Source organism: Burkholderia stabilis, from assembly GCF_001742165.1.
GTDB lineage: Bacteria > Pseudomonadota > Gammaproteobacteria > Burkholderiales > Burkholderiaceae > Burkholderia > Burkholderia stabilis.
The window spans coordinates 708,562-729,536 of the sequence record NZ_CP016442.1; the positions used below are offsets into that span (position 1 = coordinate 708,562).

At 64.1% G+C, this 20,975-nt stretch carries 26 protein-coding genes and 2 pseudogenes; 15 read left to right on the top strand and 13 right to left on the bottom strand.

Annotated elements, in window-relative coordinates:
• Positions 1–56 precede the first annotated feature (56 nt).
• A complete protein-coding gene (locus BBJ41_RS03385) occupies positions 57–674 on the bottom strand; it encodes a P-loop nucleotide/nucleoside kinase family protein (RefSeq protein ID WP_069745315.1) in 618 nt (205 codons plus the stop codon).
• Positions 671–817, bottom strand: a complete 147-nt coding sequence (gene cydX / locus BBJ41_RS03390) for a cytochrome bd-I oxidase subunit CydX (protein WP_069747558.1) — start codon at positions 815–817, stop codon at positions 671–673. The genes BBJ41_RS03385 and cydX overlap by 4 nt, the downstream gene beginning before the upstream one ends.
• A 178-nt stretch (positions 818–995) precedes the next feature.
• Between cydX and corA the strand changes: the two genes are divergently transcribed.
• A complete protein-coding gene (corA, locus tag BBJ41_RS03395; RefSeq protein WP_069745316.1) occupies positions 996–1,973 on the top strand; it encodes a magnesium/cobalt transporter CorA in 978 nt (325 codons plus the stop codon).
• Positions 1,974–1,983: 10 nt separating this feature from the next.
• On the opposite strand, the gene BBJ41_RS03400 is transcribed toward corA, so the two are convergent.
• Positions 1,984–2,271: a YciI-like protein gene (locus BBJ41_RS03400; RefSeq protein ID WP_069745317.1), complete on the bottom strand. Its 288-nt coding sequence runs from the start codon at positions 2,269–2,271 to the stop codon at positions 1,984–1,986.
• A gap of 443 nt (positions 2,272–2,714) precedes the next feature.
• Between BBJ41_RS03400 and BBJ41_RS03405 the strand changes: the two genes are divergently transcribed.
• Both BBJ41_RS03405 and BBJ41_RS03410 read left to right on the top strand, forming a co-directional pair.
• The gene (locus BBJ41_RS03405) at positions 2,715–3,203 is read left to right on the top strand and encodes an aminoacyl-tRNA deacylase (protein ID WP_069745318.1); all 489 of its coding nucleotides are present in this window, start codon (positions 2,715–2,717) and stop codon (positions 3,201–3,203) included.
• Positions 3,204–3,530: 327 nt separating this feature from the next.
• Positions 3,531–4,013 (top strand): annotated as a pseudogene (locus tag BBJ41_RS03410) (helix-turn-helix domain-containing protein); the annotation flags it as partial.
• Positions 4,014–4,079: 66 nt separating this feature from the next.
• Here the strand turns inward: BBJ41_RS03410 and BBJ41_RS38460 are convergent.
• Positions 4,080–4,985, bottom strand: coding sequence for an AraC family transcriptional regulator (locus BBJ41_RS38460; protein ID WP_167362191.1), 906 nt, complete (start codon positions 4,983–4,985; stop codon positions 4,080–4,082).
• An 18-nt stretch (positions 4,986–5,003) separates the two neighbouring features.
• Here BBJ41_RS38460 and BBJ41_RS03415 point away from each other — a divergent pair, with 18 nt between their 5' ends.
• A complete protein-coding gene (locus BBJ41_RS03415; RefSeq protein ID WP_236872057.1) occupies positions 5,004–5,921 on the top strand; it encodes an amidohydrolase family protein in 918 nt (305 codons plus the stop codon).
• 25 nt (positions 5,922–5,946) lie between these two features.
• On the opposite strand, the pseudogene BBJ41_RS41495 reads toward BBJ41_RS03415, so the two are convergent.
• Positions 5,947–6,162: pseudogene (locus tag BBJ41_RS41495) on the bottom strand (aminotransferase-like domain-containing protein); the annotation flags it as partial.
• A 177-nt stretch (positions 6,163–6,339) separates the two neighbouring features.
• Here BBJ41_RS41495 and BBJ41_RS03425 point away from each other — a divergent pair.
• A complete protein-coding gene (locus BBJ41_RS03425) occupies positions 6,340–6,654 on the top strand; it encodes a helicase (RefSeq protein WP_069745321.1) in 315 nt (104 codons plus the stop codon).
• A 424-nt stretch (positions 6,655–7,078) separates the two neighbouring features.
• On the opposite strand, the gene BBJ41_RS38475 is transcribed toward BBJ41_RS03425, so the two are convergent.
• Positions 7,079–7,315, bottom strand: coding sequence for an H-NS family nucleoid-associated regulatory protein (locus BBJ41_RS38475; protein WP_083281794.1), 237 nt, complete (start codon positions 7,313–7,315; stop codon positions 7,079–7,081).
• Positions 7,316–7,867: 552 nt separating this feature from the next.
• Between BBJ41_RS38475 and BBJ41_RS03430 the strand changes: the two genes are divergently transcribed.
• The gene (locus BBJ41_RS03430) at positions 7,868–8,575 is read left to right on the top strand and encodes an SDR family NAD(P)-dependent oxidoreductase (RefSeq protein WP_069745322.1); all 708 of its coding nucleotides are present in this window, start codon (positions 7,868–7,870) and stop codon (positions 8,573–8,575) included.
• 31 nt (positions 8,576–8,606) lie between these two features.
• On the opposite strand, the gene BBJ41_RS03435 is transcribed toward BBJ41_RS03430, so the two are convergent.
• Positions 8,607–9,572 (bottom strand): LysR family transcriptional regulator, encoded by a 966-nt coding sequence (locus BBJ41_RS03435; RefSeq protein WP_069745323.1) that lies wholly within the window; start codon positions 9,570–9,572, stop codon positions 8,607–8,609.
• 212 nt (positions 9,573–9,784) lie between these two features.
• On the opposite strand from BBJ41_RS03435, the gene BBJ41_RS03440 reads away from it, so the two are divergent.
• The 6 genes from BBJ41_RS03440 to BBJ41_RS03465 all read left to right on the top strand — a co-directional run bounded on the left by BBJ41_RS03440 (position 9,785) and on the right by BBJ41_RS03465 (position 13,075).
• Positions 9,785–10,249, top strand: coding sequence for a RidA family protein (locus tag BBJ41_RS03440; protein WP_069745324.1), 465 nt, complete (start codon positions 9,785–9,787; stop codon positions 10,247–10,249).
• 276 nt (positions 10,250–10,525) lie between these two features.
• Entirely contained in the window at positions 10,526–10,945 is a 420-nt protein-coding gene (locus BBJ41_RS03445; RefSeq protein WP_069747559.1) for an organic hydroperoxide resistance protein, read from the top strand.
• A gap of 66 nt (positions 10,946–11,011) precedes the next feature.
• Entirely contained in the window at positions 11,012–11,338 is a 327-nt protein-coding gene (locus BBJ41_RS03450; protein ID WP_083281898.1) for a DUF4148 domain-containing protein, read from the top strand.
• 61 nt (positions 11,339–11,399) lie between these two features.
• A complete protein-coding gene (locus tag BBJ41_RS03455; RefSeq protein ID WP_069747560.1) occupies positions 11,400–11,726 on the top strand; it encodes a DUF4148 domain-containing protein in 327 nt (108 codons plus the stop codon).
• A gap of 74 nt (positions 11,727–11,800) precedes the next feature.
• Positions 11,801–12,130 carry a DUF4148 domain-containing protein gene (locus BBJ41_RS03460; protein WP_069745326.1) on the top strand — a complete coding sequence of 110 codons (330 nt, stop codon included), beginning with the start codon at positions 11,801–11,803 and terminating at the stop codon, positions 12,128–12,130.
• A gap of 228 nt (positions 12,131–12,358) precedes the next feature.
• A complete protein-coding gene (locus tag BBJ41_RS03465) occupies positions 12,359–13,075 on the top strand; it encodes a GNAT family N-acetyltransferase (protein WP_069745327.1) in 717 nt (238 codons plus the stop codon).
• A gap of 26 nt (positions 13,076–13,101) precedes the next feature.
• Here the strand turns inward: BBJ41_RS03465 and BBJ41_RS03470 are convergent, their stop codons facing one another.
• The 6 genes from BBJ41_RS03470 to BBJ41_RS03490 form a co-directional block, all read right to left on the bottom strand.
• Positions 13,102–13,557, bottom strand: a complete 456-nt coding sequence (locus BBJ41_RS03470) for a MarR family winged helix-turn-helix transcriptional regulator (protein ID WP_069745328.1) — start codon at positions 13,555–13,557, stop codon at positions 13,102–13,104.
• A 127-nt stretch (positions 13,558–13,684) separates the two neighbouring features.
• Positions 13,685–13,828: a hypothetical protein gene (locus tag BBJ41_RS41065; protein ID WP_167362192.1), complete on the bottom strand. Its 144-nt coding sequence runs from the start codon at positions 13,826–13,828 to the stop codon at positions 13,685–13,687.
• Positions 13,825–14,196: a GFA family protein gene (locus BBJ41_RS03475; protein ID WP_069745329.1), complete on the bottom strand. Its 372-nt coding sequence runs from the start codon at positions 14,194–14,196 to the stop codon at positions 13,825–13,827. The genes BBJ41_RS41065 and BBJ41_RS03475 overlap by 4 nt, the downstream gene beginning before the upstream one ends.
• 29 nt (positions 14,197–14,225) lie before the next feature.
• Positions 14,226–14,567, bottom strand: coding sequence for a hypothetical protein (locus BBJ41_RS03480; protein ID WP_069745330.1), 342 nt, complete (start codon positions 14,565–14,567; stop codon positions 14,226–14,228).
• Positions 14,567–15,700 carry an AAA family ATPase gene (locus BBJ41_RS03485; RefSeq protein WP_069747561.1) on the bottom strand — a complete coding sequence of 378 codons (1,134 nt, stop codon included), beginning with the start codon at positions 15,698–15,700 and terminating at the stop codon, positions 14,567–14,569. The genes BBJ41_RS03480 and BBJ41_RS03485 overlap by 1 nt, the downstream gene beginning before the upstream one ends.
• Positions 15,701–15,741: 41 nt before the next feature.
• Positions 15,742–16,611 (bottom strand): RNA ligase family protein, encoded by an 870-nt coding sequence (locus tag BBJ41_RS03490; protein WP_069745331.1) that lies wholly within the window; start codon positions 16,609–16,611, stop codon positions 15,742–15,744.
• Between the two features lie 735 nt (positions 16,612–17,346).
• On the opposite strand from BBJ41_RS03490, the gene BBJ41_RS03495 reads away from it, so the two are divergent.
• The 3 genes from BBJ41_RS03495 (at position 17,347) to BBJ41_RS03505 (ending at position 20,919) form a co-directional block, all read left to right on the top strand.
• Positions 17,347–18,495 (top strand): RNA ligase RtcB family protein, encoded by a 1,149-nt coding sequence (locus tag BBJ41_RS03495; RefSeq protein ID WP_069745332.1) that lies wholly within the window; start codon positions 17,347–17,349, stop codon positions 18,493–18,495.
• On the top strand, positions 18,489–19,103 hold the full coding sequence (gene prfH / locus BBJ41_RS03500; protein WP_069745333.1) for a peptide chain release factor H: 615 nt from the start codon (positions 18,489–18,491) through the stop codon (positions 19,101–19,103). The genes BBJ41_RS03495 and prfH overlap by 7 nt, the downstream gene beginning before the upstream one ends.
• A 352-nt stretch (positions 19,104–19,455) precedes the next feature.
• Positions 19,456–20,919, top strand: a complete 1,464-nt coding sequence (locus BBJ41_RS03505) for an MFS transporter (protein ID WP_069745334.1) — start codon at positions 19,456–19,458, stop codon at positions 20,917–20,919.
• Positions 20,920–20,975 lie beyond the last annotated feature (56 nt).

Consider the following 20,975-nt stretch of genomic DNA (forward strand, 5'->3'; position numbering starts at 1 on the left):
GAGCGCAGCAGCGCTTCCGGCGTTGTTTTTTGGGGAAGAAAAGGGAAGGGCGCCGGTCAGGCCGGCAGCGGCGGGACGAGCGTCACAGCGGGCGCGGGCGGGACGATGCGGTACAGCAATGCGTCGACGTCGGTATCGGACGGTGCGGTGTTGTCGAACATCACGATGCCGTCGCATTCGTTGCCGGTCGGCACGAAGCGGCGCTGCCGGTATTCGTCCCAGTGCGCGAGCTTGTACGCATCGTTCGGGTTGCCGCGGGCGACGATTCGTTCGTGCGCGACGTCTTCCGACGTGTGGACCCAGATGACCGTGAGCGTGACGTCGGGCGCGATGCCGAGCCAGGTACGATCGAGGATGCGCCGGTCGCGCACTTCGCGCGACAGCGGGCCGACGACGATCGCGCCGATGCCGAGCGCGAGATTTTCACGCGCGGTGTCGAGCAGGCCATGGTATTCGGGATCTCGCAGATGTTTCAGGTAGAGCGGGCTGTCGCGGTCGTTCGGATCCTCGGTCAGCGCGCCCATCGCGGCCGAGCTGTAGCGGCCGTACAGCGTATCCTTGTCGAGCAGGCAGAAGGCTTCGCCGGTCGCGCGCATCAGCGGCCCGATGAGCCGCTTCGCGAGCGTGGTCTTGCCGGTGCCGGCATGACCGCAGAAGAACACCAGGTGCGTCACGAATACTTGCTCCCCGAGCCCTTGGCCGACGCGTCATTGCGCTTGTCGCCGCGCGAGAACACTTCCGCTTCCAGCCACATCGCATTGATGATCCCGAAGCCGAGCGCCACGCCGATGCCGAGAATCCACGAGAAATACCACATGGGTCTGTCTCCTTGACGGTTGGGCCGCACGGCCATGCCGCGGGCTTGCGAAGTGCCTCCTTGCGCGTGCTGCGGCGCACGCAGCACGATCATGACCAATATCGGCGCGCCGCGCAAGCCGGGCCGCCCGCGCAGCAAAACGGTAAACTGATGCGCAAACCGCAACATCACGGACAACATGCTGATCAACTGTGCTGCATACCAGGACGGCCGCAAGCTGGCCGATATCGACATCGACGCCATCAGCGACTACGTGTCGAAGCCCGAATGTTTCGTGTGGGTGGCGCTGAAGGACCCGACGCCCGATGAAATCGACCTGATGGGCGAGGAGTTCGGGTTGCACGAGCTCGCACTCGAGGATGCCCGCAAGGGGCATCAGCGCCCGAAGATCGAGGAGTACGGCGATTCGCTGTTCGCGGTGCTGCATATGGTCGAGCTCGACGACGAGGATGAACTCAAGGTCGGCGAGCTGAACGTGTTCGTCGGCCCGAACTACGTGCTGTCGATCCGCAACCATACCGAGCAGGACTTCCGCGACGTGCGCAAGCGCTGCGAGCGCGAGCCGCATTTGCTGCAGGAAGGCTCGGCGTTCGTGTTCTATGCGCTGATGGACCAGGTCGTCGACCGCTATTTCCCGATCCTCGAAACGCTCGGCGCCGAGCTCGAGGAACTCGAGGACCGCATCTTCACGAAGGCCACGCCCGCGTCGTCGCGCGCGATCATCGAGGATCTCTATTCGCTGAAGCGCCGCCTCGTGATGCTGTACCAGCACACGGCGCCGCTGATCGAACCGCTCGCGAAGCTCACGGGCGGGCGCATCCCGCAGGTATGCAGCGGGATGGAACATTACTTCCGCGACGTGTACGACCATCTGCAGCGGATCGTGAAGACGATCGAAGGGCGGCGAGAGATGGTCGTGACGGCGATCCAGGTCAACCTCGGGATGATCTCGCTCGCCGAGAACGAAGTGACCAAGCGGCTCGGATCGTTCGCCGCGCTGTTCGCGATTCCGACGATGATCGCCGGCATCTACGGGATGAACTTCGCGAACATGCCCGAGTTGCACCTGAAATACGGCTTCTATGGCTGCATCGCGGTGATGCTCGGGGCCGATCTCGCGTTGTGGTGGCGTTTCAAGCGGGCAGGGTGGCTGTAGCCTCGCGCGTCTAGCGCGGCGCGTGCTTGCCGATCACGACGCGCCACGGGCGCACGCGCCAGGATTTCACGAGACCGTTCTGGACGTACGGATCGGCGCGAGCGAACGACTCGGCCGCTTCCGGCGAATCGCCTTCGAACACGAGCACGGCCTGGTCGGCCGGGTCCGCCAGCGCGCCCGCAAGCACGAGTTCGCCGCGTTCGGTCGCGGCCTGCGCGAGCGCGAGGTGCTGCGCGCGGAACGGTTCGCGCCGCGACAGGTAATCGTCGACGAGATCGTAGATCAACTGGTAATGCATGGTCGCTCCAGGAATCGGCCGCCGCCGGATGGCAGTCGGCCGGCCCAGTATAGGACACCGTGCGGCCTTTGGTGGCACGGTTTGCCGGTGCGCCGACGGGCTCCGCGGATTGGAAATGCACGGTCGATTTCTGTTTGCCCTTTTCCTTAAATTGCAACTAACGGTCTAGCATTCAAGCGCCAGCCCATTGATGTGTGCCTACGCGCCGATATGCACACTGCCTTGATTTGTCTGCAGGAACAGAGGGTCTGCCAAGCGTATTCCGGGTCCGGATTTCACATGCCGGCGAGGGCGGCCGGACCGGGCGAAAAGGGACCGAAATCGTGCTTCGGGCCGTCCGGACGGGCGCTGCGCGAGGGCGTTTCCATTGGCCGAAATGCGACCTATGCTGAACGAATCCGGAGCGAACTTCGTTCGCCCGATTCGCCCAGACGAGGTGTGCCATGCCTGTATCTGCCACCCTGCAGGATTGCCTGCGCCAGAAGTCATCGCGGTACGAAGTCGTGTACCACCCCTATAGCCATACGAGCATGGAGACGGCCGCCGCCGCGCATATCCCCGGCGATCGCCTCGCAAAAACCGTGCTCCTCGAGGACGACGAAGGCTACGTCGCCGCCGTGTTGCCGACGACGCACGCCGTGCGCCTGTCGGACCTCTGGGTGAAGACGGGGCGTCATCTCGTGCTCGCCCGGGAAGTCGAGTTGCGCGAACTCTTCAAGGATTGCGACATGGGCGCGTTGCCGCCGGTCTGCATGGCGTACGGGATGAAGACTTTCCTCGAGGAACGCCTCGCGGAGCAGCCGGAAGTCTATTTCGAGGCCGGCGACCACGAAGCGCTGATCCACATGATGCAGGACGAATTCCTGATGCTGATGGAGACGGCCGAGCGCGCGCATTTCTCGCACAAAATGCAAGGGATGATGCTGTCCTGATGCGAGTGGTTGCTGTGGCTCGTTGGAGATGACGGCGGCCTGGAGGGCCGTCGTCGGTCGGCGTGTGTCTTCGATTTCGAGAGGCGGTTCGGGCGTTCGAGCGGGAAAAGTACGGTGACGGGCGGCCGGTGAGGCGTGAATCGGGCGGCGCCTGACGGAGATTTCAGTCGTGTTTTCGGGCAAATTTTATATTTGACATAATCATAATTATCGAGAAATTTGATTGTAGTGGCTAGATTGAAATGTCCGCTTTTGGCTACATAGAAATGTCCGCTTTCGTGCCACGTAAGCTGTCCGGCCGCCGGGTGTCCGGCGCCGGAGGCTGCGATGGCTGCAACGGAGCGGATCACGATGACGATGCGCGAGCTGGACAGGTTCAAGGTCATTCAAGACGTGGCGGACGGCAAGCTCAAGCCATGGCGTGCAGCGGAACGGCTGGAATTGACGACACGGCAGATTCGCCGGCTGGTCGCCCGGCTGCGTGAGCACGGTCCGGCGGGTTTGGTGTCGGGACACCGCGCGAAGCCCGGCAACCGCCGTCTGGACCCAGGAGACGCCGACCGGGCGCTGTCGATCATCCGCGATCGCTACACCGATTTCGGACCGACATTGGCCTGCGAGAAGCTCTGGGAATGCCACGGCATTCGGTTGGCCAAGGAAACGGTCAGGAGACTGATGACGGACGCTGGCTTGTGGATTCCACGTCGACAGCGGCCACCGAAGGTTTATCAGCCACGAGCGCGTCGGGCCTGCCTGGGCGAACTGATCCAGATCGACGGCAGCGACCATCGGTGGTTCGAGGAACTCGCGTAGACCACTTTGCGCACGCCCGGCGCGAACGCAAAGAACGGAATCACGCGAACTTGATCCCGACGACTATGGGCCACGATGCCGTTTCGTCGACCTCAAGCGTTCCGGGCTAGTGCCTGTCATTTGCCTGACCATCGCGATGAACGCTGAGGAACTGTTGTAACCCAGCCGTCGAGCAATTTCATCACTCGAATAGTCTTCTTCTAGCATCGCTAGTGCCGCAACGAGTTTGGCCCGCTGGCGCCATTCATGGAACGACACGCCAGCAAGTTCCCGCCAGTGCCGCGACAGGCTCCGTTCGCTTAGCCCCTCCTCCTCAGCCCACTGCGCCAGACTTCGTCTGTCTCCCGGCGTTTGAACAATAGCAGTCATGATGCGCGCAATAGCTGGTTCATTGACGAACGGGAGATAGCCATCAAATGGAGGAGCGATGCGTACTTGATCAACTAGAACATTCGCGAGGCGCAAGTCCTCCATCGAAACTGGAACCTCGATTGAGCGGGCCGCCAAATTCTGAACAATCGCAAGCAGAATATCGGTGCACTGCAATGCGGTCACTTTTCTAGGCAATGAATCGCATCGTGCTTCCGCGATATACACCGCTGCGTATCGGGTTGCTTGGCGTGTCCTCGACTCGTGCTCGACGAACGGAGGAATCCAGAGCGCGTAAGCAGGTGGCGAGAGATATCGCCGTCCTTCAATACCAAATTCAACGACGCCGCTCACCGAAAACAGAAGCTTGCCCCAAGGGGCTGCTTGTGGCGCGAAAACAGTTCCGGCTGGAAAGCTCACGATCCGCACCGAGATAGGGTTTGGCGTCGGGCCGATCAGGACGGGTTGTTGCGAACATGGCAGCGTACCGACATTTTCTGGCTGATTCTCGCGATTGCGCTGTCGATCGTCGTTTTCTACCATTTGCGAGTTACTTCTGGAGAAGTTCACATGCAGCCGAGAAATTGGATAGATGTCCACGCACATTTTACGCCGCCTATGACAACCGCTGAAAGCGACGCGCGCTGGAATGCCATGCAGAATTACGATTGGATTGGGGCGAAGCCGCCTGACTGGTCCGTAGAAAGCGCGCTGGATGTAATGGACAGGCTGGGCATTCGTATGCAGATGCTAAGCAATATCCCGTTTGCGCCAGATATGCTCAGAAAATCAAATGAATATGGCGCGTCAATCGTCGAGCGTTATCCGTCACGATTCGGTCTTCTCGCCGCCTTGCCTACCGACGACCCGGACGCAGCATTGGCCGAGATTGAACGCGCCGCAACGATGCTTCAGGCCGACGGTTTTGCAATGACATGCTGTTACAACGGTGTGTACCTGAGCGATACACGCCTCGAACCAGTCTGGGCAGAACTGAACCGGAGGAAGGCCGTAGTGTTTGTACATCCCAATGCCTATGGCCCCGGAATGTTCGGGCGTGCAAGCGCACTACTCGAGGTCGCGTTCGAAACCACGCGAACCGTAGTCGACATGCTGTATGCAGGCATCTTTCGGCGCTATCCAGATGTTAGATTGATCCTGGCGCACTGTGGGGCGGCCCTCCCCGCTTTGTCGGAAAGGCTAGTACTCATCGGAACCCAGCCGTGGGTCAGGAACCCTTCTATGCTCACCGAATCGGAAATGCGCAATCAGCTTGCACGACTGTACGTCGATACGGCCATGACTGGCTCCGTTCACACGATCGCACCCGCTGTCGCAATGACAGGAATTGATCATATCGTCTACGGCTCAGACTGCGGGGTGCCTTGCACATGCTTCGACACTATGGAGAGCAACATGCGCACGTTGCGCCTGTCGTCGGGTCTGGATTCCAGGCAATTGTCGCAGCTTGGTCGCAATGCGCTGAAGCTGTTTCCAATGGCTTCGGGGCGGATTTGTCGAGCGCCTTCGAAATGAATTCACTGCCATTGTCGGCCTTGACGTTCTCGATGATCGGCATGCGGGCCTTCATTGCGAACTCGACCAGTTCGCGCTTGCGCTCGTCGGGTATCTGGAAGTTCGGCATCACCATGCACGCGGCGATGTCGATCCCGTATTCCGGGTGCGTCGCGACCTCGATCGCCTTCATCCCCACCCGCTCGATCGCATGCAGCATCGCGTAGAACGTCGGCGATTCCATCGCGATCAATCGCGGCGGCAACGGCCTCACGGTTTTGTGCAAGGTAACGCTTCCGGTGCCGCGGCGGTGGCCCGCCTGGTCTGAAATTGCCCTGTTAGCCTGCGACACAGCGACATCGGCCGTCGCTCAACGTGGCCGATTTCGGTAGATCTTCGCGCAGCGTTAGAATAGCGCCCCTTCTCATGGGAGACGACAATGTCCTGGTTCGTTTATGAAGTGCCCGAATACCACGAAGATGCTGCGCGCATCGAACCCTTCAGCGACCTGCGTAGCCGTGTGCTGAATGTCGGAGGCCCGGCCATGGCCGACGACCTGGAAAGTGTTCGCGAAAACGCCGCGGCAACAGCGGACACCCCCGAGCGCCCCTTGCGAACGCCGGAGAATCCGCAAGTCTTTCCGATTCCTTACGCCGACTCGATGATCCTGGTCGGGTTCATCTTCGATCTGAAACGTGAATTCCGGCAACTGGTCGTGTCACCCGTGGAAATGCCCTGGCTGAAAGACGCGTAACAGATGGACGGATCGGGGGCCGGCGGGAGCGTTGCGCCTGTTCTCGAACCAGGTTCGACTATTCAGTACGCGCTTTCGGATACGCATACCTCGAGTTGGAGGTGCGCGTCAGACTGAATCGAACTGCGTCGCTATTAAAACAGAGGCAACTGCCGTGGATCTCGAGTGAATACTGAGACGCGGTCGAGATCCTTGCCGACACGTTGCATCCAGGCGATCACGAGGGCGTGCGCCCATCGACGATTAAGTCGAAGGCAAACGCTTCGAACCCCTCCCGTACAAGATGCGTCAGAGGCCGCCCCGTCGGCTTCCAACCTCTCGCGTGTGCGCGCGCCAGTAAGCCAAGACGGTTCGTTCACGGCACATCGCCCGATAATTTCCATCATGCGGCGGTGACGGCATAGGGCTCAACCGTCACCCCCACTCACTGCTCGATCAAGAACCGATCGCGATTCTTTGCTCCCGCAATCCATTGGGGGGCCCTGCCACGCCCGCTCCATGTTGCGCCAGTCTTCGGGGCGCGATATTTCGACGCAACCGGCGTACTCGTGGTTGTCGCAGCCGCACGACGCCGCCCGAAAAGTTGCTCGGGAGCGATAGCCGACACCCCATCCGCCGTTCGAGCGCCGCGATCGTTCGCGATACTGACGGCATGCGCCATGCAGTGATGATCGGCTGAACGGGCGAAACTCTTCAGTTGGTTGAATGCGGTGAAAGTGCGGGAAACGGAGCGCGGTCGCTTCGGGTTGACGCCGGCGGGAGCTGCCTCGTTTTAACGAGCGCTTCCCTGCCCTCGAATCGATGCAGCCATTACATGGGATGCGCAGGATGGTGACGTCAGGCGCGTTTTCGAAATCGTGAGTTTTGATTCTCAATCAGCATGTTGTGATAAGAAAAGTTATCGAAACGTACGTGCATCGAAGAAGAAACTGACTCGCCAGATGGCAATGGAAATGAATCTACGAGACGCGGTCATGACGCTGGTGTGGCTTGGCTTCCTGCGATCGCGCCCGGCGTGGCTGTGCTACTACCGCGCATCGCTAGCCGATCCGGCGGCCCGCCACCGGCCTCGCCGTCATTTGTTCCTGCGACGCAAGACTGTTGCTCCACGGTGGGTGTTCGAAATCGTGATCGTCGCGCCTACAGTTTGCCCATCGGATTCATCGATCCGGTCGGCACCAGGCCGAACACCATTCACCTGTCGAGGCACGTCATGAGCACATCCAGAGTCATCATCGTTACCGGCGCATCGCAAGGCATCGGCGCGCAAACGGTCAACGCATTTCGGGCACGCGGCCATCGCGTTGTCGCCACGTCCCGTTCGATCGGTCCGTCGAGCGACCCCGACCTCGTCACCGTCGCCGGCGACATCGGCGATCCGGCCGTCGCGCGCCGCGTCGTCGACACCGCGATCGAACGCTTCGGCCGTGTCGACACGCTCGTCAACAACGCCGGCGTGTTCGTCGCGAAGCCGTTCACGCAGTACACCGAGGACGACTACGCGCAAGTCACGAGCGTCAACCTGAGCGGCTTCTTCCACATCACGCAGCGCGCGATCGTCGCGATGCAGCAGCATGGCGGCGGACACGTGGTCAGCATCACGACAAGCCTGGTCGATCACGCGAACAGCAACGTGCCGTCGGTGCTCGCATCGCTGACGAAAGGCGGATTGAATGCGGCGACGAAGTCGCTCGCGATCGAATATGCGAAAGCCGGCATCCGCGTCAATGCGGTGTCGCCGGGCATCATCAAGTCGCCGATGCATGCACCTGAAACGCATGCGGCGCTGGCGTCGCTGCATCCGGTCGGCCGCATGGGCGAGATGAGCGACATCGTCGACGCGATCCTGTATCTGGACTCGGCGCCGTTCGTCACGGGCGAGATCCTGCACGTCGACGGCGGCCAGAGCGCCGGGCATTGAGCCGCGGCGTCGAGAGAATGGGCCGGCGCGCCTAGCGCTGTGCGCCGGCTCGTCTGGTACGCGCAGGCTTCGCCTGCTTGACGGGCGCGCGCTCCAGATGCTCGACGAGAAAATCCACGAACACGCGCACGCGCGAGGACAGAAAGCGCGCATGCGGGTACAGCAGCATGAACGGCCGCGACCGACCCCCAAGGCCGGGCAGGATCTCCACGAGCGTACCGACGCGAAGATCCTGCTCGACGATGAAGCGATAAGTCTGGAACAGGCCCGCACCACTGCGAGCGAGCGTCACGCCGGCGAGGACATCGCCCGACGTGCCGTAGTGGCCGGTCGTTGCGACATCGATCTCGTCCGATCCATCGTCGAATAGCCAGAGAACCGGCCGCCCGCTGCTCGGCAGCTCGAACTGGATGCATTCGTGCGCATGGAGTTCGTCGATGGCGGTCGGCGTGCCGGCGCGCTTCAGGTAGCCGGGCGTTGCGACGATCACGAGTTCCGCGTCCTCCAGCTTGCGCGCGACCAGGTTCGAATCGGCCGGCGCGCGGCCACGGATCGCGAGATCGAAGCCTTCCTCTGCGAAGTCGATGTTGCGGTTGCTCAGGTGGGATTCGACATGCACGTCCGGGTAGCGCTCACGAAACGCGGGCAGCAGCGGCAGCACGCGATAGTGCCCGTACGGCGTCGGCATGCTGATCCGGAGCACGCCGGCGGGCGTGGCTTGCTGGCCGGTCGCTTCGCGTTCCGCGTCGACGAGCTGCGACAGCGCATCGCGGCATTGCTCGAAATAGCGCCGACCGGAATCGGTCAGGCGGATCTGCCGCGTCGTGCGCACGAACAGCCGCACGCCGAGACGCTCCTCGAGCCGCGCTACCGACCGGCTGACCGCGGCCGGCGTGACGCTCGCCGCGGTTGCTGCAAGCGTGAAGCTGCCGAGTTCGGCGGCAAGACAGAACAGCTCGATGCTGCCCAGCAGCAGGTCGTCGAATTTTCGTTGCATGAGGCCGTTCCTGCCGTCTCCGGTGGGGCACGCGGTGAAGCAACGAGTGTGCACGAATATCGTGCGCGAAACCAGCCGGCACGTGCGGCGCGATTCGTTACATCGCGTCCCGGATCAATTGCGCCGACGACATTTACCGGTGTCGCCCGCATGACTAGAGTCACTGACAGGCAACACCGATCGCCTTATCCATTTTCTCCAAGGAGAACGATATGACCGTCGAACGAAACCTGGCCGAACTCGGCCTCGCGTTACCCGAACCGCCGAACCCGCTCGGCAGCTATACGGCCGTCAGCGAAGCCGGCAACCTGTTGTTCGTGTCGGGGCAACTGCCGCTCGCCGACGGCAGGGTCGCCTATACCGGCCGTGTCGGCGAGCAACTGAGCATCGATGAAGGTCGCGATGCCGCCCGCCTCGCGGCGCTGAATGTGCTCGCGCAGATTCGCCGGCATCTGGGCGGGTTCGACCGCCTGCGCAAGATCGTACGCGTCGAGGGACATGTGAGCTCGGCTGACGGCTTTTTCGGACAGCCGACCGTGATCGATGGCGCGTCGGACCTGTTCGCTGCCGTGCTGGGCAGCAAGGCGGGACACGCGCGTTCGGCGTTCTCCCAGCGACAGTTGCCGGCCGATGCGGCTGTGATCCTCGTCGTGATTGCCGAGATCGAACCGGTGTGACCTGTCGACCATCCTGGGGGCGGCAATCACGGACCGCCGGGGTTGTCGCCCGCCCCACCCGGCATGCATTGTGTGTCCCCGGCACATCGAATATCAGGAGTCGATCGTCTGGAAGCTTTGCCCAGCAAGGCCCGACGCATTCCAGATACATTGATATACAAAATATCGTACGCGATTTAATCGAACGCGCTTGACATGAATGGTCGCTGCGACGAAACTTCGTCGTACGCGATTGAATCGCATCTGAAGAAAACCAGCCAACTGACGGAGCAAATGATGAGCAAGATCGAAAAAGTGCTGTACACGGGCAAGACGCATACGACTTCGGGTGGCCGTGATGGCTCGGCCCGCAGTTCCGACGGCCGCCTCGACATCCAGTTGTCGTCGCCGGGCAGCGCCGGTAATGGCACCAACCCGGAGCAGCTGTTCGCGGCCGGTTGGTCGGCCTGTTTCATCGGTGCGATGCAGCTTGCGGCGCGTGCCGCGAAAGTGACGCTGCCGGCCGATCTCGCTGTCGACGCGGAAGTGGATCTCGGCACGGGCGGCGACGCGTATTTCCTGCAGGCCCGCCTGAACGTGAGCGTGCCGGGGCTTGATCGCGACGTCGCGCAGCGCATCGTCGATGCCGCGCACCAGACCTGCCCGTATTCGAAGGCGACGCGCGGCAACATCGACGTCGACATCCGACTTGCATGAACGTTGCACCGGGCGGCCGATGCGCCGCCCGCCGAATTCCCGATTCCTTTCCAACTGAGGTGAATGATGAATACCCGACTGATCGCCGCCCTTTTCGTCGCTGTTTCGGCTTCCGTTGCCGCACCGGCGTTCGCCAACGAAACCACCGTGACGCGTGCGCAGGTGCGCGCCGAACTGGTCCAGCTTCAAACGGCCGGATACCCGCTGAATCGCGCCACCGACGCGACCTATCCGAACGATCTGCAGGCCGCGCTGACGCAGATCCATGCGGCCGACGCCGTCGCGGCCAACGAGCAGGCTTCCGGCTACGGCGGTAACGGCGATGTGGCAACGCAATCGGGCCGCTGGCATGCCGTCAGTGTGGCTGACCGCTCGGTGTATTTCGGTCATTGAGCGCCGCGTGCCGATACGTGAGCCCTGAATCCTTTCTATTCCTGATATGTCGAGGTGAATGATGAAAACCCAACTGATCGCTGCCCTTCTCGTTGCCGTTTCCGCTTCCGTTGCCGCTCCGGCGTTTGCCGATGAAGCCGGCGTGTCCCGTGCGCAAGTGCGCGCCGAACTGGTTCAGCTCGAACAAGCCGGCTACCGGCCGGGCCGCGCGAACGATCCGCACTACCCGGACGACCTGCAGGCTGCGCTGACGCGCATCCACGCGAACGACGCCGTGGCGGCCGAAGCATCGGTATCCGGTTATGGCAGCGATGCCGGCGCGGCTACGCAGTCGGGCAGCCGGCCCGCGACGCGCATCGCCGAGCGCTCGATCTACTTCGGCCATTGAGCGAAACCGTGAACGGCGCCGATTGCCGGCGTGCGGTACGCAATCCCTGAATTCCCTTTTTCTTGTCGAGGTAAATGATGAAGACCCAACTGATCGCCGCACTTCTTGTCGCCGTATCGGCCTCCGTTGCCGCACCGGCATTCGCCAGCGAAACCACCGTGACGCGCGCGCAGGTGCGTGCGGAGCTGGCCGCGCTCCAACAGGCCGGCTACCTGCCGAACCGCCCCAACGATCCGAACTATCCGGACAATCTCCAGGCAGCACTGAGCCGGATTCACGGCAACAGCGCCGGTGCGGCCGATACGATGGCGTCCGGTTACGGCAACGACGCGGACGGCGCGGCGCAGTCCGGCAGCCGAAGCGCGGTTCGCCCCGCCGAGCGCTCGATCTATTTCGGTCATTGAGTGCTGGACGACGGAATCGGCCGTCCACATTCGTCAAACAAAGCGTATGCGATGTAATCGCATACGCTTTTTATACTTGCGGCACCGTGGTCTGTCACGACGTTTCCCGTCCATGAATCGATCGTCTGGCGTGAAGCACTCGGCAACGCACCCGCGCACCCGGCGCGACCTGCCCGGCCGATCCGGTCTATCCTGTGCGACACGAAATCTTCAAGCGAGGAGCAGACGATGCAGGACGCAACGACCGGAAGTACAACAGGCGGTGCGCACCCACTCGACCATGTGGTCTGGAACGCGCTCACCGGCAGGCAGCGCCGCTTCGCGCTGGGCAACGACCGTGCGATGCGGTTTCCGGCGGCCGTTGCCCCGTTCGGCGCGATCGCCGACACGAGCGCGGCATCGCTCGACGCACTGCGCGAGCTGATCGTCACGCATGGGCCGGTGGCGCTGGTCACGCCGGGCGGGATCGAAACGCCGTCGGGGCTATCGGCGATCCGGCGCGCGCCGCTGCTGCAAATGATCTGGCAAGGCACGCTCGATCCGGCGTATGAAACGGAGCATGTCCGGCTCGCCGAAGCCGACGTGCCGGACATGCTCGCACTGACCACGGCCGCGCAGCCCGGCCCGTTCGGGCCGCGCACGATCGAGCTGGGCGACTATATCGGCGTGCGCAGCGAAGGCCGGCTGGCCGCGATGGCCGGCGAGCGGATGCGGGTGGACGGGCATACCGAGATCAGTGCCGTCTGCGTGGATGCCGCGTTTCGGCGGCAAGGGTTGGCGGCGCGACTGATCCGGTCATTGATTACAGCGATCGGCGCACGCGCGGAAACCCCGTTCCTGCACGTCCTCACGACGAACCAGGTCGCGATCGAGCGCTACCTCGCACTCGGTTTCATCGTGCGCCGCGAGATGAACCTGCTGGTGCTGGGCGACGCGCAGGCGTGACGACGCAGGGCGCCGCCGCCCTGCGTTTATTCTTCGGTGGAGTGAATCAGGTTGGCGCGCAGCGTGACGATCGCCTTCTGCATCTTCGCGAATTCGTCCGGCTTCAACCCGGTGGCTTCGACCAGATTCATGTCGAGCCCCTTCTCGCGCACGCGGCGGCCGCTTTTCGTCAGGCTGACGAGCACCTGGCGCTCGTCCGACGGATCGCGGTGCCGCTCCAGGTAGCCCATCGCCTCGAGCTTCTTCAGGATCGGCGTCAGCGTATTGGATTCGAGGAACAGCTTCTCGCCGAGCTGGCCGACCGTCTGGTTGTCCTGCTCCCACAGCGCGATGATCGTGATGTATTGCGTATATGTGAGGCCGAGCTCTTCGAGGATCGGCTTGTACGCCTTGCCGAACGCGAGGTTCGTCGAGTAGATCGCAAAACACAGGAACTCGGACAGCTTCGGCGCGGCGGTCGATGGTGCTTCGGTCGGTTTCATGAACTTCCTCCAGCGACGCGGACGGCCGCAGATAGACGCATTATATATCGCGTACGATCTTATCGGAAGCATGATAATCGTTCTCGACGAACCGGCGGAGCGCTGCGAAGCGCCAGGATCGCCGCCGTCAGTCTTGCCGGTCCGTGCGCGGCCCGCGCCGTTTGCCGGTTTGCGGCCGGCTTGCCGTCAGCAGCGTGCATTGCACCGGGTGGGCGATTTCGGCCGCGAGCCCGCCCGCGGCAAACAGCACGATCATGAGCCAGCGTTTCATGCGTCCTCCACGACGGAGAGGCTCGCGCCGTTGGCGACCGTCGCGTCGAGCGCATACGGATCGATGCCGTCGAGGCAGCCGAGATTGACGCGCCAGCATGCGGGGTCCTTGCGCGTCTGATGAAACGGATAGACGCCGCAGCGGTTGCAGAAATAGTGACGGGCCGTGCGTGTGTTGAAGCGGTAGCACGTCAGCGCGCCCTCGCCTTCGACGATCTTCAGGTCGGCGGCGGCGAACATCGGGCTCATCAGCGCGCCGCGCCGGCGGCACAGACTGCAGTTGCAGCGGACTGCCGGCGCAACAGCCGTCCTGACTTCGAATTTGACGGCCCCGCAATGGCAGGACCCGTTGAACCAGGTTGCAGACATGTCGTGCTCCTGAAGAGGTCATGCCTGCTTTATAGCGGACGCTCCAAGCTGCGTTGTATCGCGCTGTATCCGCTGGCCGTGCAGATACAGAACATTTCAAATCGGCGGTGGACGGCACCCGTTTCGAGGGCCGGCCGCCAACGGCTGCGCGCCCGGTGCGCGAGCACCGCGCGGGCCGCCGGCAGCGCACTCGTCACGCAGAACACCGAGTCGGCCATGTGCTCGATGCCGGCGACTTCCGCGGCACGAAGCTCGCGCTGCCACCGCCGTCGGCGCGGGGCCGCGAAGCTGAAGTGATGCGCGTCGCCGGTACGCCACGATGCCTGCAATGACATCGGGCGTATCGGCTCGCGCTTTTTGCGCAGGCGCATCAGACCTCGTACCGCACCGCATGCGCCTCGGTGGGCAGCGGCAGATCCCAGCGCAGCAGCATCGCTTCGAGCGCGCGATTCGTTAGTGACGTGTCGCGCCGCGCATTGCGGCGCAACAGCTCCGCGCGCGGCTGTTCGAGGTAGACGAGCGTCACGTCGGCGTCGTACGCATACAGCAAGTCGAGCGTCTTCTTGCGCATCAGCGGCGACAGGTTCGTCGCGTTCCACACGAACGGCCGCCGGTCGCGCAACAGCGCCTTCGCGGCGTCCACCGCATGGTGCGCGACGGCGCCCTCGTTCTGCCCGTGACGCAGCCCGAGCGCCTCGCGCGCATCGTCGAACGACACGACCGGCAGATCCGGATGATGCCGTGCGACCCACGTGTTCTTGCCCGACGCCGGCAGGCCCGACATCACGACGACCTGCGAGCCCGGCGTGCGGAACAGCGGATAGTCGGGATGCACGTCCGCGCCGCGGAAGTAGCTGAGCGCCGTGTGGGCATCGGCAAACGCGCGCGGTTGGCCGTAACAGCCCTCTTCCCGCGCCAGTTCGCGCAACAGCTCGATGTTGTCGAGCACGCGCTGCGTGTCGTCGCAGATGCGTCCGCGGATGTCGGCTTCGGCGAGCAGGCATAGCAGCGGAATGCTGACCTGCCACGACAGCTCACGCGCGATGAATTCCGGCGTACCGCGGCGCGACCCGCTCATCGCGAAGAACGGCACCTGATGCACGCCGATCATCCGGCAGACCGCCTCGCGCACCGCGAACGGAACGCCCGCGTCCCATAGCGCGATGCGCGCATCGATTGAGCCTTTGCGCGAGTGGCCGGGATGGCCGATCGCGCCGGTGACGGGATCGACGACGGTCGTGCTGTATTTCGCGATGTCGTGGAGCAGCGCGGCCAGGAACACGATTTCCTGGTCGGCGCGCGATGCGGCCCGATAGTCGGGCAACGCGAGCAGCGCATCGATCACCATCATCGTATGCGTCCACACGTCCCCTTCGCCGTGATGTGCTGGCTCCTGCGGCGTCGTTTTCGCATGTTCGAGCGCGGGAAACGCCGCGAGACACGCGTGATAATCCGGCTGCTTGCCGGGTGCAGGCACGAGCGCCTGCAGATGTTCGTATTTCATGATCGAGACTCCTGTCGAAACGGCCTGCGGCCGTTTCGAATTCATTTTTCCGCGGGCGCGGCCGGGATCGATGCCCACGTGACGGTCGGGCGCGATGCATACAGGTCGACACCCGGCGCGAGCAGGTTCGGGATGAACGGCTGCTCCGAGTGATGGCGCGCCGAATCGAGAATGGCCTGCACGAAATCGTGGCGCACCCACTTCAGGCGCGCGGTCGTCGCGTCGTCCGTTTCGACTTTCACATAGAGCCCTTCCGAGCGCTCCGACTTGTCGCATTGCTGCCAGGCGCGCACGAGGTCGAGCCCTTGCCGCCGGACGGTTTCCTCGAATGCGCGGCGCCAGTCCGGCGTCTTCGCGAGCGACGGGCCGAGCAGCGCCTTCAGGTCGGCCAGCCGCGCCGGCGCGATGCCCTCGTACAGCACGGGCACCGACAGAACGGGCCCGTCGGCGAGCAGCGCGCGGCGCGCGGGCGTCGACAGGAAGCGGTTCGTCGCACGGTCGAACACGTCGAACTCGAAGAAGTGATGCGGCAAGGCGTCGTAGAACACCGCGTGCTTCTTGCTCATCGTCTCGCCGTACATCACGTAGCGATCCTGGAGGCGCTCGAGCAGCCAGCCCGTGTGCGCGGCGGCCCACGTCTTCACGAAACCGAACTGCCGTTCGCGGCCACCGCCGGCCAGATAGTGGCCGCGCGACTGCAGCAGCAGTTCGCCTGCCGGGCTGAAGCTGATGCCCGTGTTCGCGCCGTCGAGTTTTTCCTCGACGACGAGGCGTGCGCCCGCAAGGGTGCGATAAGGAATGTGGTTGTGACCTTCGTCACCGTCCTGCAGGCGCGAACCTTCAAGGTGCGGCGTGCGCGGATAGCGGGCGAGGTCGAGCGATTGCGCGTAGGCGCGAAAATCCAGCGTCATGGTCTTTCTCCGGTAACAGGGAAAAAGCCGACGACGTGAACGAACGGTATGAAGTGCGTTGCGGTGTCAGTGCGAGTCCGGGCGCGGTCCTGCGATCGATGTTCCGGCGTCGCAAGGCGAACGGGAACGGGCAGGACGACACGCGGCCGGGACGGCAGGTCGTCGGCGTATCAGGCGAAGGGACGATTGATTGCGGGCACTTGGATCACCGATTCGATGAGGGTTCAGGGATGAAGCAGGCGGATGCTACGAAACGGATTTTGTGCTGTCAAGCGCGACCGGGCGCCGTGGTCGCAGCGGCCGGCATCCGCCGAACACCCGTTGCCGCACGGCGCACGTACGATTTCTGAGGAAATGCTCCGGAATCCTTTGTGTGTGTTTTACGCCACATCGAACCGGATTCGATCGGTCATGCAATACCGCGTGTTGCTGCGCCCGCTGTGCGCATGCTAGAGTCGCCGCCATTCCGATCAACCCCTCACTCGCAAGGAGAAGAACATCATGACGTCACGCCAACGCTCCTCCCGTCGCGGGTCGTAGTTCGGGTTTTTCGCGTCCGTCCGTTTCATCGTTCACGCCACGCAGCACCGCGCATCGCCATCCAGGCGATGAGCCGGGTCGTTCCGATCCTGTCGTGCTGCCGTCCTCCCGACTTCCGATGTCGAGCAGCGCATTCGCATGCGCTGGCCGTGCCATGGCCCGCCGTTCTTCCTTTTTCATCGAACGGAAACCTCCATGGGCAATTCCATGCAATACCTGGCGGAGCGCATCACGCTGTGCGCTTGCGCCACCACCTGGATCGAAGGTGAGGCGATCCGGCAGCTCGAACACGCTGCCACCCTCCCCGGCATGCGGCGCGTCGCCGGCATGCCCGATCTTCATCCCGGACGCGGCTACCCGGTCGGCGCTGCGTTCTTCTCGACGGGCCGGCTGTATCCGGCGCTGATCGGCGGCGATATCGGCTGCGGGATGGCGCTCTGGCAAACCGCGCTCGATGCGCGGCGCGTCAGCGCGTCGAAGCTCGCGAGCCGGCTGGGCTCGATCGATGCCGCGCCCGATGCCGGCTGGCAGCCGCTCGTTGCGGCTGCCGGGTTCGCGGATCATGCATTCGCGGCGTCGCTCGGCACGATCGGCAGCGGCAATCATTTCGCGGAGGCGCAACGGATCGACGCCGTGTATGACGCACACGCCGTCGACGCGCTCGGTCTCGATCGCGACCGCCTGCTGCTGCTCGTGCACAGCGGGTCGCGCGGCTTCGGTCAGTCGATCCTCGAGCAGCACATGCGCGAGCATGGCTACGACGGCCTCGACGACACGGATGCCGCGTGCGCGGCGTACCTCGCGCGTCACGATGCGGCGTTGCGCTATGCAGTGGCGAATCGCGACCTGATCGCGCGGCGCATGCTGGCGCGCTGGCGCAGCGACGGCCGGTGCGTGCTGGATGTGAACCACAACCTGGTGAGCCGCGCGACCGTCGACGGCGAGCCGGGCTGGTTGCATCGCAAAGGCGCGACGCCGGCCGATGCGGGGCCCGTCGTCATTCCCGGGTCGCGCGGCGATTACAGCTATCTCGTGGCGCCGGCGCGGCCCGGCGATGCGGCGAGCCTCGCGTCGCTCGCACACGGCGCGGGCCGCAAGTGGGCGCGCGGCGATTGCAAGGGCCGCCTCGAGCGGCGCTTCACGCCGTCGCAGCTCACGCGCACGCCGCTCGGCAGCCACGTGGTCTGCGAAGACCGCGAACTGCTGTACGAGGAAGCGCCGCAGGCATACAAGCCGATCGACAGCGTCGTCGACGCGCTCGAAGCGGCCGGCCTGCTGCGCAAGCTCGCGCGGCTCGCGCCGGTGCTGACCTACAAGACCTCCGGGGAGGGCAACCGATGCTGATGCAGATTTCGTCGGCGCACGGCCCGCTGGAGTGTCAGCTGGCCGCGGCCAATGCGCTGCGGCGCCTGCAGGCGGAAGCCGATGCGCGGCGCGTCGTCGTGACGGTGCTCGATGCGCAGCCGGGCGAGCGGCCCGGCACGCTGCGCTCGGTGCTGCTCGATCTCGACGGCGACGGCGCGCAGGCGCTTGCAGACCGGTGGACCGGCACACTGCAATGGATTTGCGCGAGCCCGTTCCGGCCGCGCCATCCGCGCAAGAACTGGTTCATCGGCGTCACGCGCTGTGCCGACGCGCAGCCGCTGCCGGACGGCGACGTGCGGTTCGAAGCGATGCGCGCACGCGGCCCGGGCGGCCAGCACGTGAACAAGACGAGCTCGGCGATCCGTGCGACGCATGTTGCGACGGGCCTGTCGGTGCGTGTCGAAAGCGAGCGCAGCCAGCATGCGAACAAGCGGCTGGCGTTGCAGTTGCTGCAGGTGCGATTGCAGCAGGAAGCCGACCGGCACGCATCGGACGCGCGCCGGCAGCGGCGGATGCAGCATTTCGAGCTGGAGCGCGGGAATCCCGTGCGGGTGTTTCAAGGTGCTGCGTTCTTGCCTGCCGATTGAGCGTGCGGCCTGGCCGCCGGCGGTTGTCGTGCCGGTGGCCAGGCATCACGGCGTATCGTTTTCCCTGCCCCCGCTCGTGCGGGGGCAACTGCTTCCCGCGCGCGTCTGCGCGCCGCGGGAAGCCACACCGGCCTTCCGCCTGAATGCCCGCCGCGCCTGCGTTCCGTAGCCTTTCTGTCCGGGAAAGGATGCTTGAAGCATCCGCAATTATCGCGCGCGGCAAATTCACCCACCATGTGTCGGACGATCGGCGCAGCCCGCGCATCCGGCCCTTTCCGGTTCGCGCGGCCCCTGCTTCCGGCCGCGAATGGCCCGGCCCCGCGCCGCGGCAAATCGATAATCAGGAGACACGATGAACAGCCAATCCCTCGATCTTGGCGGCAACGCGGGCGGTCCCGCCTCCGCGCGGCCGCCGGCCGCTTCCGCCGGCGTCGGCGCCGATGCGGCGCCCCTCCCCGCCCGCCGCGTCACGCTCGGCGATTTCATGGACGACCTGCCGGTCGGTGCGTTGCACCGCTTCGTCGTGTGGGTGATCGGCATCGGGCTGTTCTTCGACATGTACGAGATTTTCCTCGTCAGCACGATCGGCTCCGCGTTGCAGAACGAATACGGGTTGAGCCGCCAGAGCGCCGATTTCAAGCTGCTGCTCGCGTCGGCCTTCATCGGGATGTTCGTCGGTGCGCTTTGCCTCGGCAGCCTCGCCGACCGCATCGGCCGGCGCAAGGCGTTCCTGCTGACGCTCATGTGGTACAGCGCATTCTCGCTGGTCGGCGCGTTCTCGGTGAACGCCGACATGCTCGTGGCATGCCGGTTCCTGACGGGCATCGGCGTCGGCGCGATCTATCCGGTCGCCGACAGCTTCCTGTCCGAAATCCTGCCGAAGGAAAAGCGCGGACGGCTCGCCGCGTGGGCCTATACGACCTCGTATGTCGCGGTGCCGCTCGTGGGCTTTCTCGCACTGTGGCTGAACCCGCTGCATGTCGCCGGCGTGGCCGGCTGGCGCATCATCCTCGCGATCGGCAGCCTCGGCGCCGTGTATGTGCTGTGCATCCAGCACCGTCTGCCGGAAAGCCCGCGCTGGCTGCTCGCGCAAGGGCGCACCGCGGAAGCGCACGCGGCGCTGCGGCGCTTCGCGGACAGCGCCGGCGTGCGCATGCCCGACCAGTTCGCGGAATCGGCCGAACCGCAGCGGCCGCTCGGCCTCGGCGAGCGCATCGCGCTGCTGCGCCGCGAACCCTATGGCGCGCGCTACCTGATGCTCGCCGTCTTTCACCTGTTCCAGGGCTTCGGCTATTACGGCTTCGGCACGCTGGCCGGCACGGTCGTGAAGAGCCGCGGTTTCGACGTGACGGACAGCACGCTGTTCATCGCGCTGTCGTTCGTCGGGTATCCGATCGGCTCGCTGCTGTCGATTCCGTTGCTCAACTGGATCGAGCGCCGCACGCTCGTGATCGCATCGATCCTGTCGATCGCCTCATTCGGGCTCTGCTTCGCGTATTCGGGCAATACCGTGCTGATCGTCTGCTTCGGGTTGCTGACGACCTGTGCGTCGAACGTGTTCAGCAACGCGTATCACGTGTACCAGGCCGAGATTTTCCCGGCGCGCGTGCGCTCGACGGCGATCGGCAGCACGTATGCGTTGTCGCGCATCGTCAGTGGCGCGCTGCCGTTCGTGTTGCTGCCGGTGCTCGTCGGCTACGGTGCGGGTGCGATGTTCGGCGTGATCTCGGTCGCGCTCGGCATCGTGGCCATCACGTTGCGCGTGCTCGGGCCGCTGACCACGCGGCGCAGTCAGGATGAGATCAATCCGGTTTGAGCGTGTGCCCACCGATGGCGGGCGCAGTCCGACGCGAGATGCGTGTCGATCGATGG

Bases quoted from the DNA above. Each gene is read 5' to 3' on its own strand.
- BBJ41_RS03400 (WP_069745317.1), bottom strand. From the start codon at position 2,271: ATGCATTACCAGTTGATCTACGATCTCGTCGACGATTACCTGTCGCGG.
- BBJ41_RS03495 (WP_069745332.1), top strand. From the start codon at position 17,347: ATGGGCAATTCCATGCAATACCTGGCGGAGCGCATCACGCTGTGCGCT.
- BBJ41_RS03470 (WP_069745328.1), bottom strand. From the start codon at position 13,557: ATGAAACCGACCGAAGCACCATCGACCGCCGCGCCGAAGCTGTCCGAG.
- BBJ41_RS38475 (WP_083281794.1), bottom strand. From the start codon at position 7,315: ATGGCGCATGCCGTCAGTATCGCGAACGATCGCGGCGCTCGAACGGCG.
- cydX (WP_069747558.1), bottom strand. From the start codon at position 817: ATGTGGTATTTCTCGTGGATTCTCGGCATCGGCGTGGCGCTCGGCTTC.
- BBJ41_RS03465 (WP_069745327.1), top strand. From the start codon at position 12,359: ATGCAGGACGCAACGACCGGAAGTACAACAGGCGGTGCGCACCCACTC.
- BBJ41_RS03505 (WP_069745334.1), top strand. From the start codon at position 19,456: ATGAACAGCCAATCCCTCGATCTTGGCGGCAACGCGGGCGGTCCCGCC.
- BBJ41_RS03475 (WP_069745329.1), bottom strand. From the start codon at position 14,196: ATGTCTGCAACCTGGTTCAACGGGTCCTGCCATTGCGGGGCCGTCAAA.
- BBJ41_RS03490 (WP_069745331.1), bottom strand. From the start codon at position 16,611: ATGACGCTGGATTTTCGCGCCTACGCGCAATCGCTCGACCTCGCCCGC.
- prfH (WP_069745333.1), top strand. From the start codon at position 18,489: ATGCTGATGCAGATTTCGTCGGCGCACGGCCCGCTGGAGTGTCAGCTG.
- corA (WP_069745316.1), top strand. From the start codon at position 996: ATGCTGATCAACTGTGCTGCATACCAGGACGGCCGCAAGCTGGCCGAT.
- BBJ41_RS03455 (WP_069747560.1), top strand. From the start codon at position 11,400: ATGAAAACCCAACTGATCGCTGCCCTTCTCGTTGCCGTTTCCGCTTCC.
- BBJ41_RS03440 (WP_069745324.1), top strand. From the start codon at position 9,785: ATGACCGTCGAACGAAACCTGGCCGAACTCGGCCTCGCGTTACCCGAA.
- BBJ41_RS03430 (WP_069745322.1), top strand. From the start codon at position 7,868: ATGAGCACATCCAGAGTCATCATCGTTACCGGCGCATCGCAAGGCATC.
- BBJ41_RS03405 (WP_069745318.1), top strand. From the start codon at position 2,715: ATGCCTGTATCTGCCACCCTGCAGGATTGCCTGCGCCAGAAGTCATCG.
- BBJ41_RS03485 (WP_069747561.1), bottom strand. From the start codon at position 15,700: ATGAAATACGAACATCTGCAGGCGCTCGTGCCTGCACCCGGCAAGCAG.
- BBJ41_RS03460 (WP_069745326.1), top strand. From the start codon at position 11,801: ATGATGAAGACCCAACTGATCGCCGCACTTCTTGTCGCCGTATCGGCC.
- BBJ41_RS03450 (WP_083281898.1), top strand. From the start codon at position 11,012: ATGAATACCCGACTGATCGCCGCCCTTTTCGTCGCTGTTTCGGCTTCC.
- BBJ41_RS03480 (WP_069745330.1), bottom strand. From the start codon at position 14,567: ATGCGCCTGCGCAAAAAGCGCGAGCCGATACGCCCGATGTCATTGCAG.
- BBJ41_RS03425 (WP_069745321.1), top strand. From the start codon at position 6,340: ATGTCCTGGTTCGTTTATGAAGTGCCCGAATACCACGAAGATGCTGCG.
- BBJ41_RS41065 (WP_167362192.1), bottom strand. From the start codon at position 13,828: ATGAAACGCTGGCTCATGATCGTGCTGTTTGCCGCGGGCGGGCTCGCG.
- BBJ41_RS03415 (WP_236872057.1), top strand. From the start codon at position 5,004: ATGACAACCGCTGAAAGCGACGCGCGCTGGAATGCCATGCAGAATTAC.
- BBJ41_RS03435 (WP_069745323.1), bottom strand. From the start codon at position 9,572: ATGCAACGAAAATTCGACGACCTGCTGCTGGGCAGCATCGAGCTGTTC.
- BBJ41_RS03445 (WP_069747559.1), top strand. From the start codon at position 10,526: ATGAGCAAGATCGAAAAAGTGCTGTACACGGGCAAGACGCATACGACT.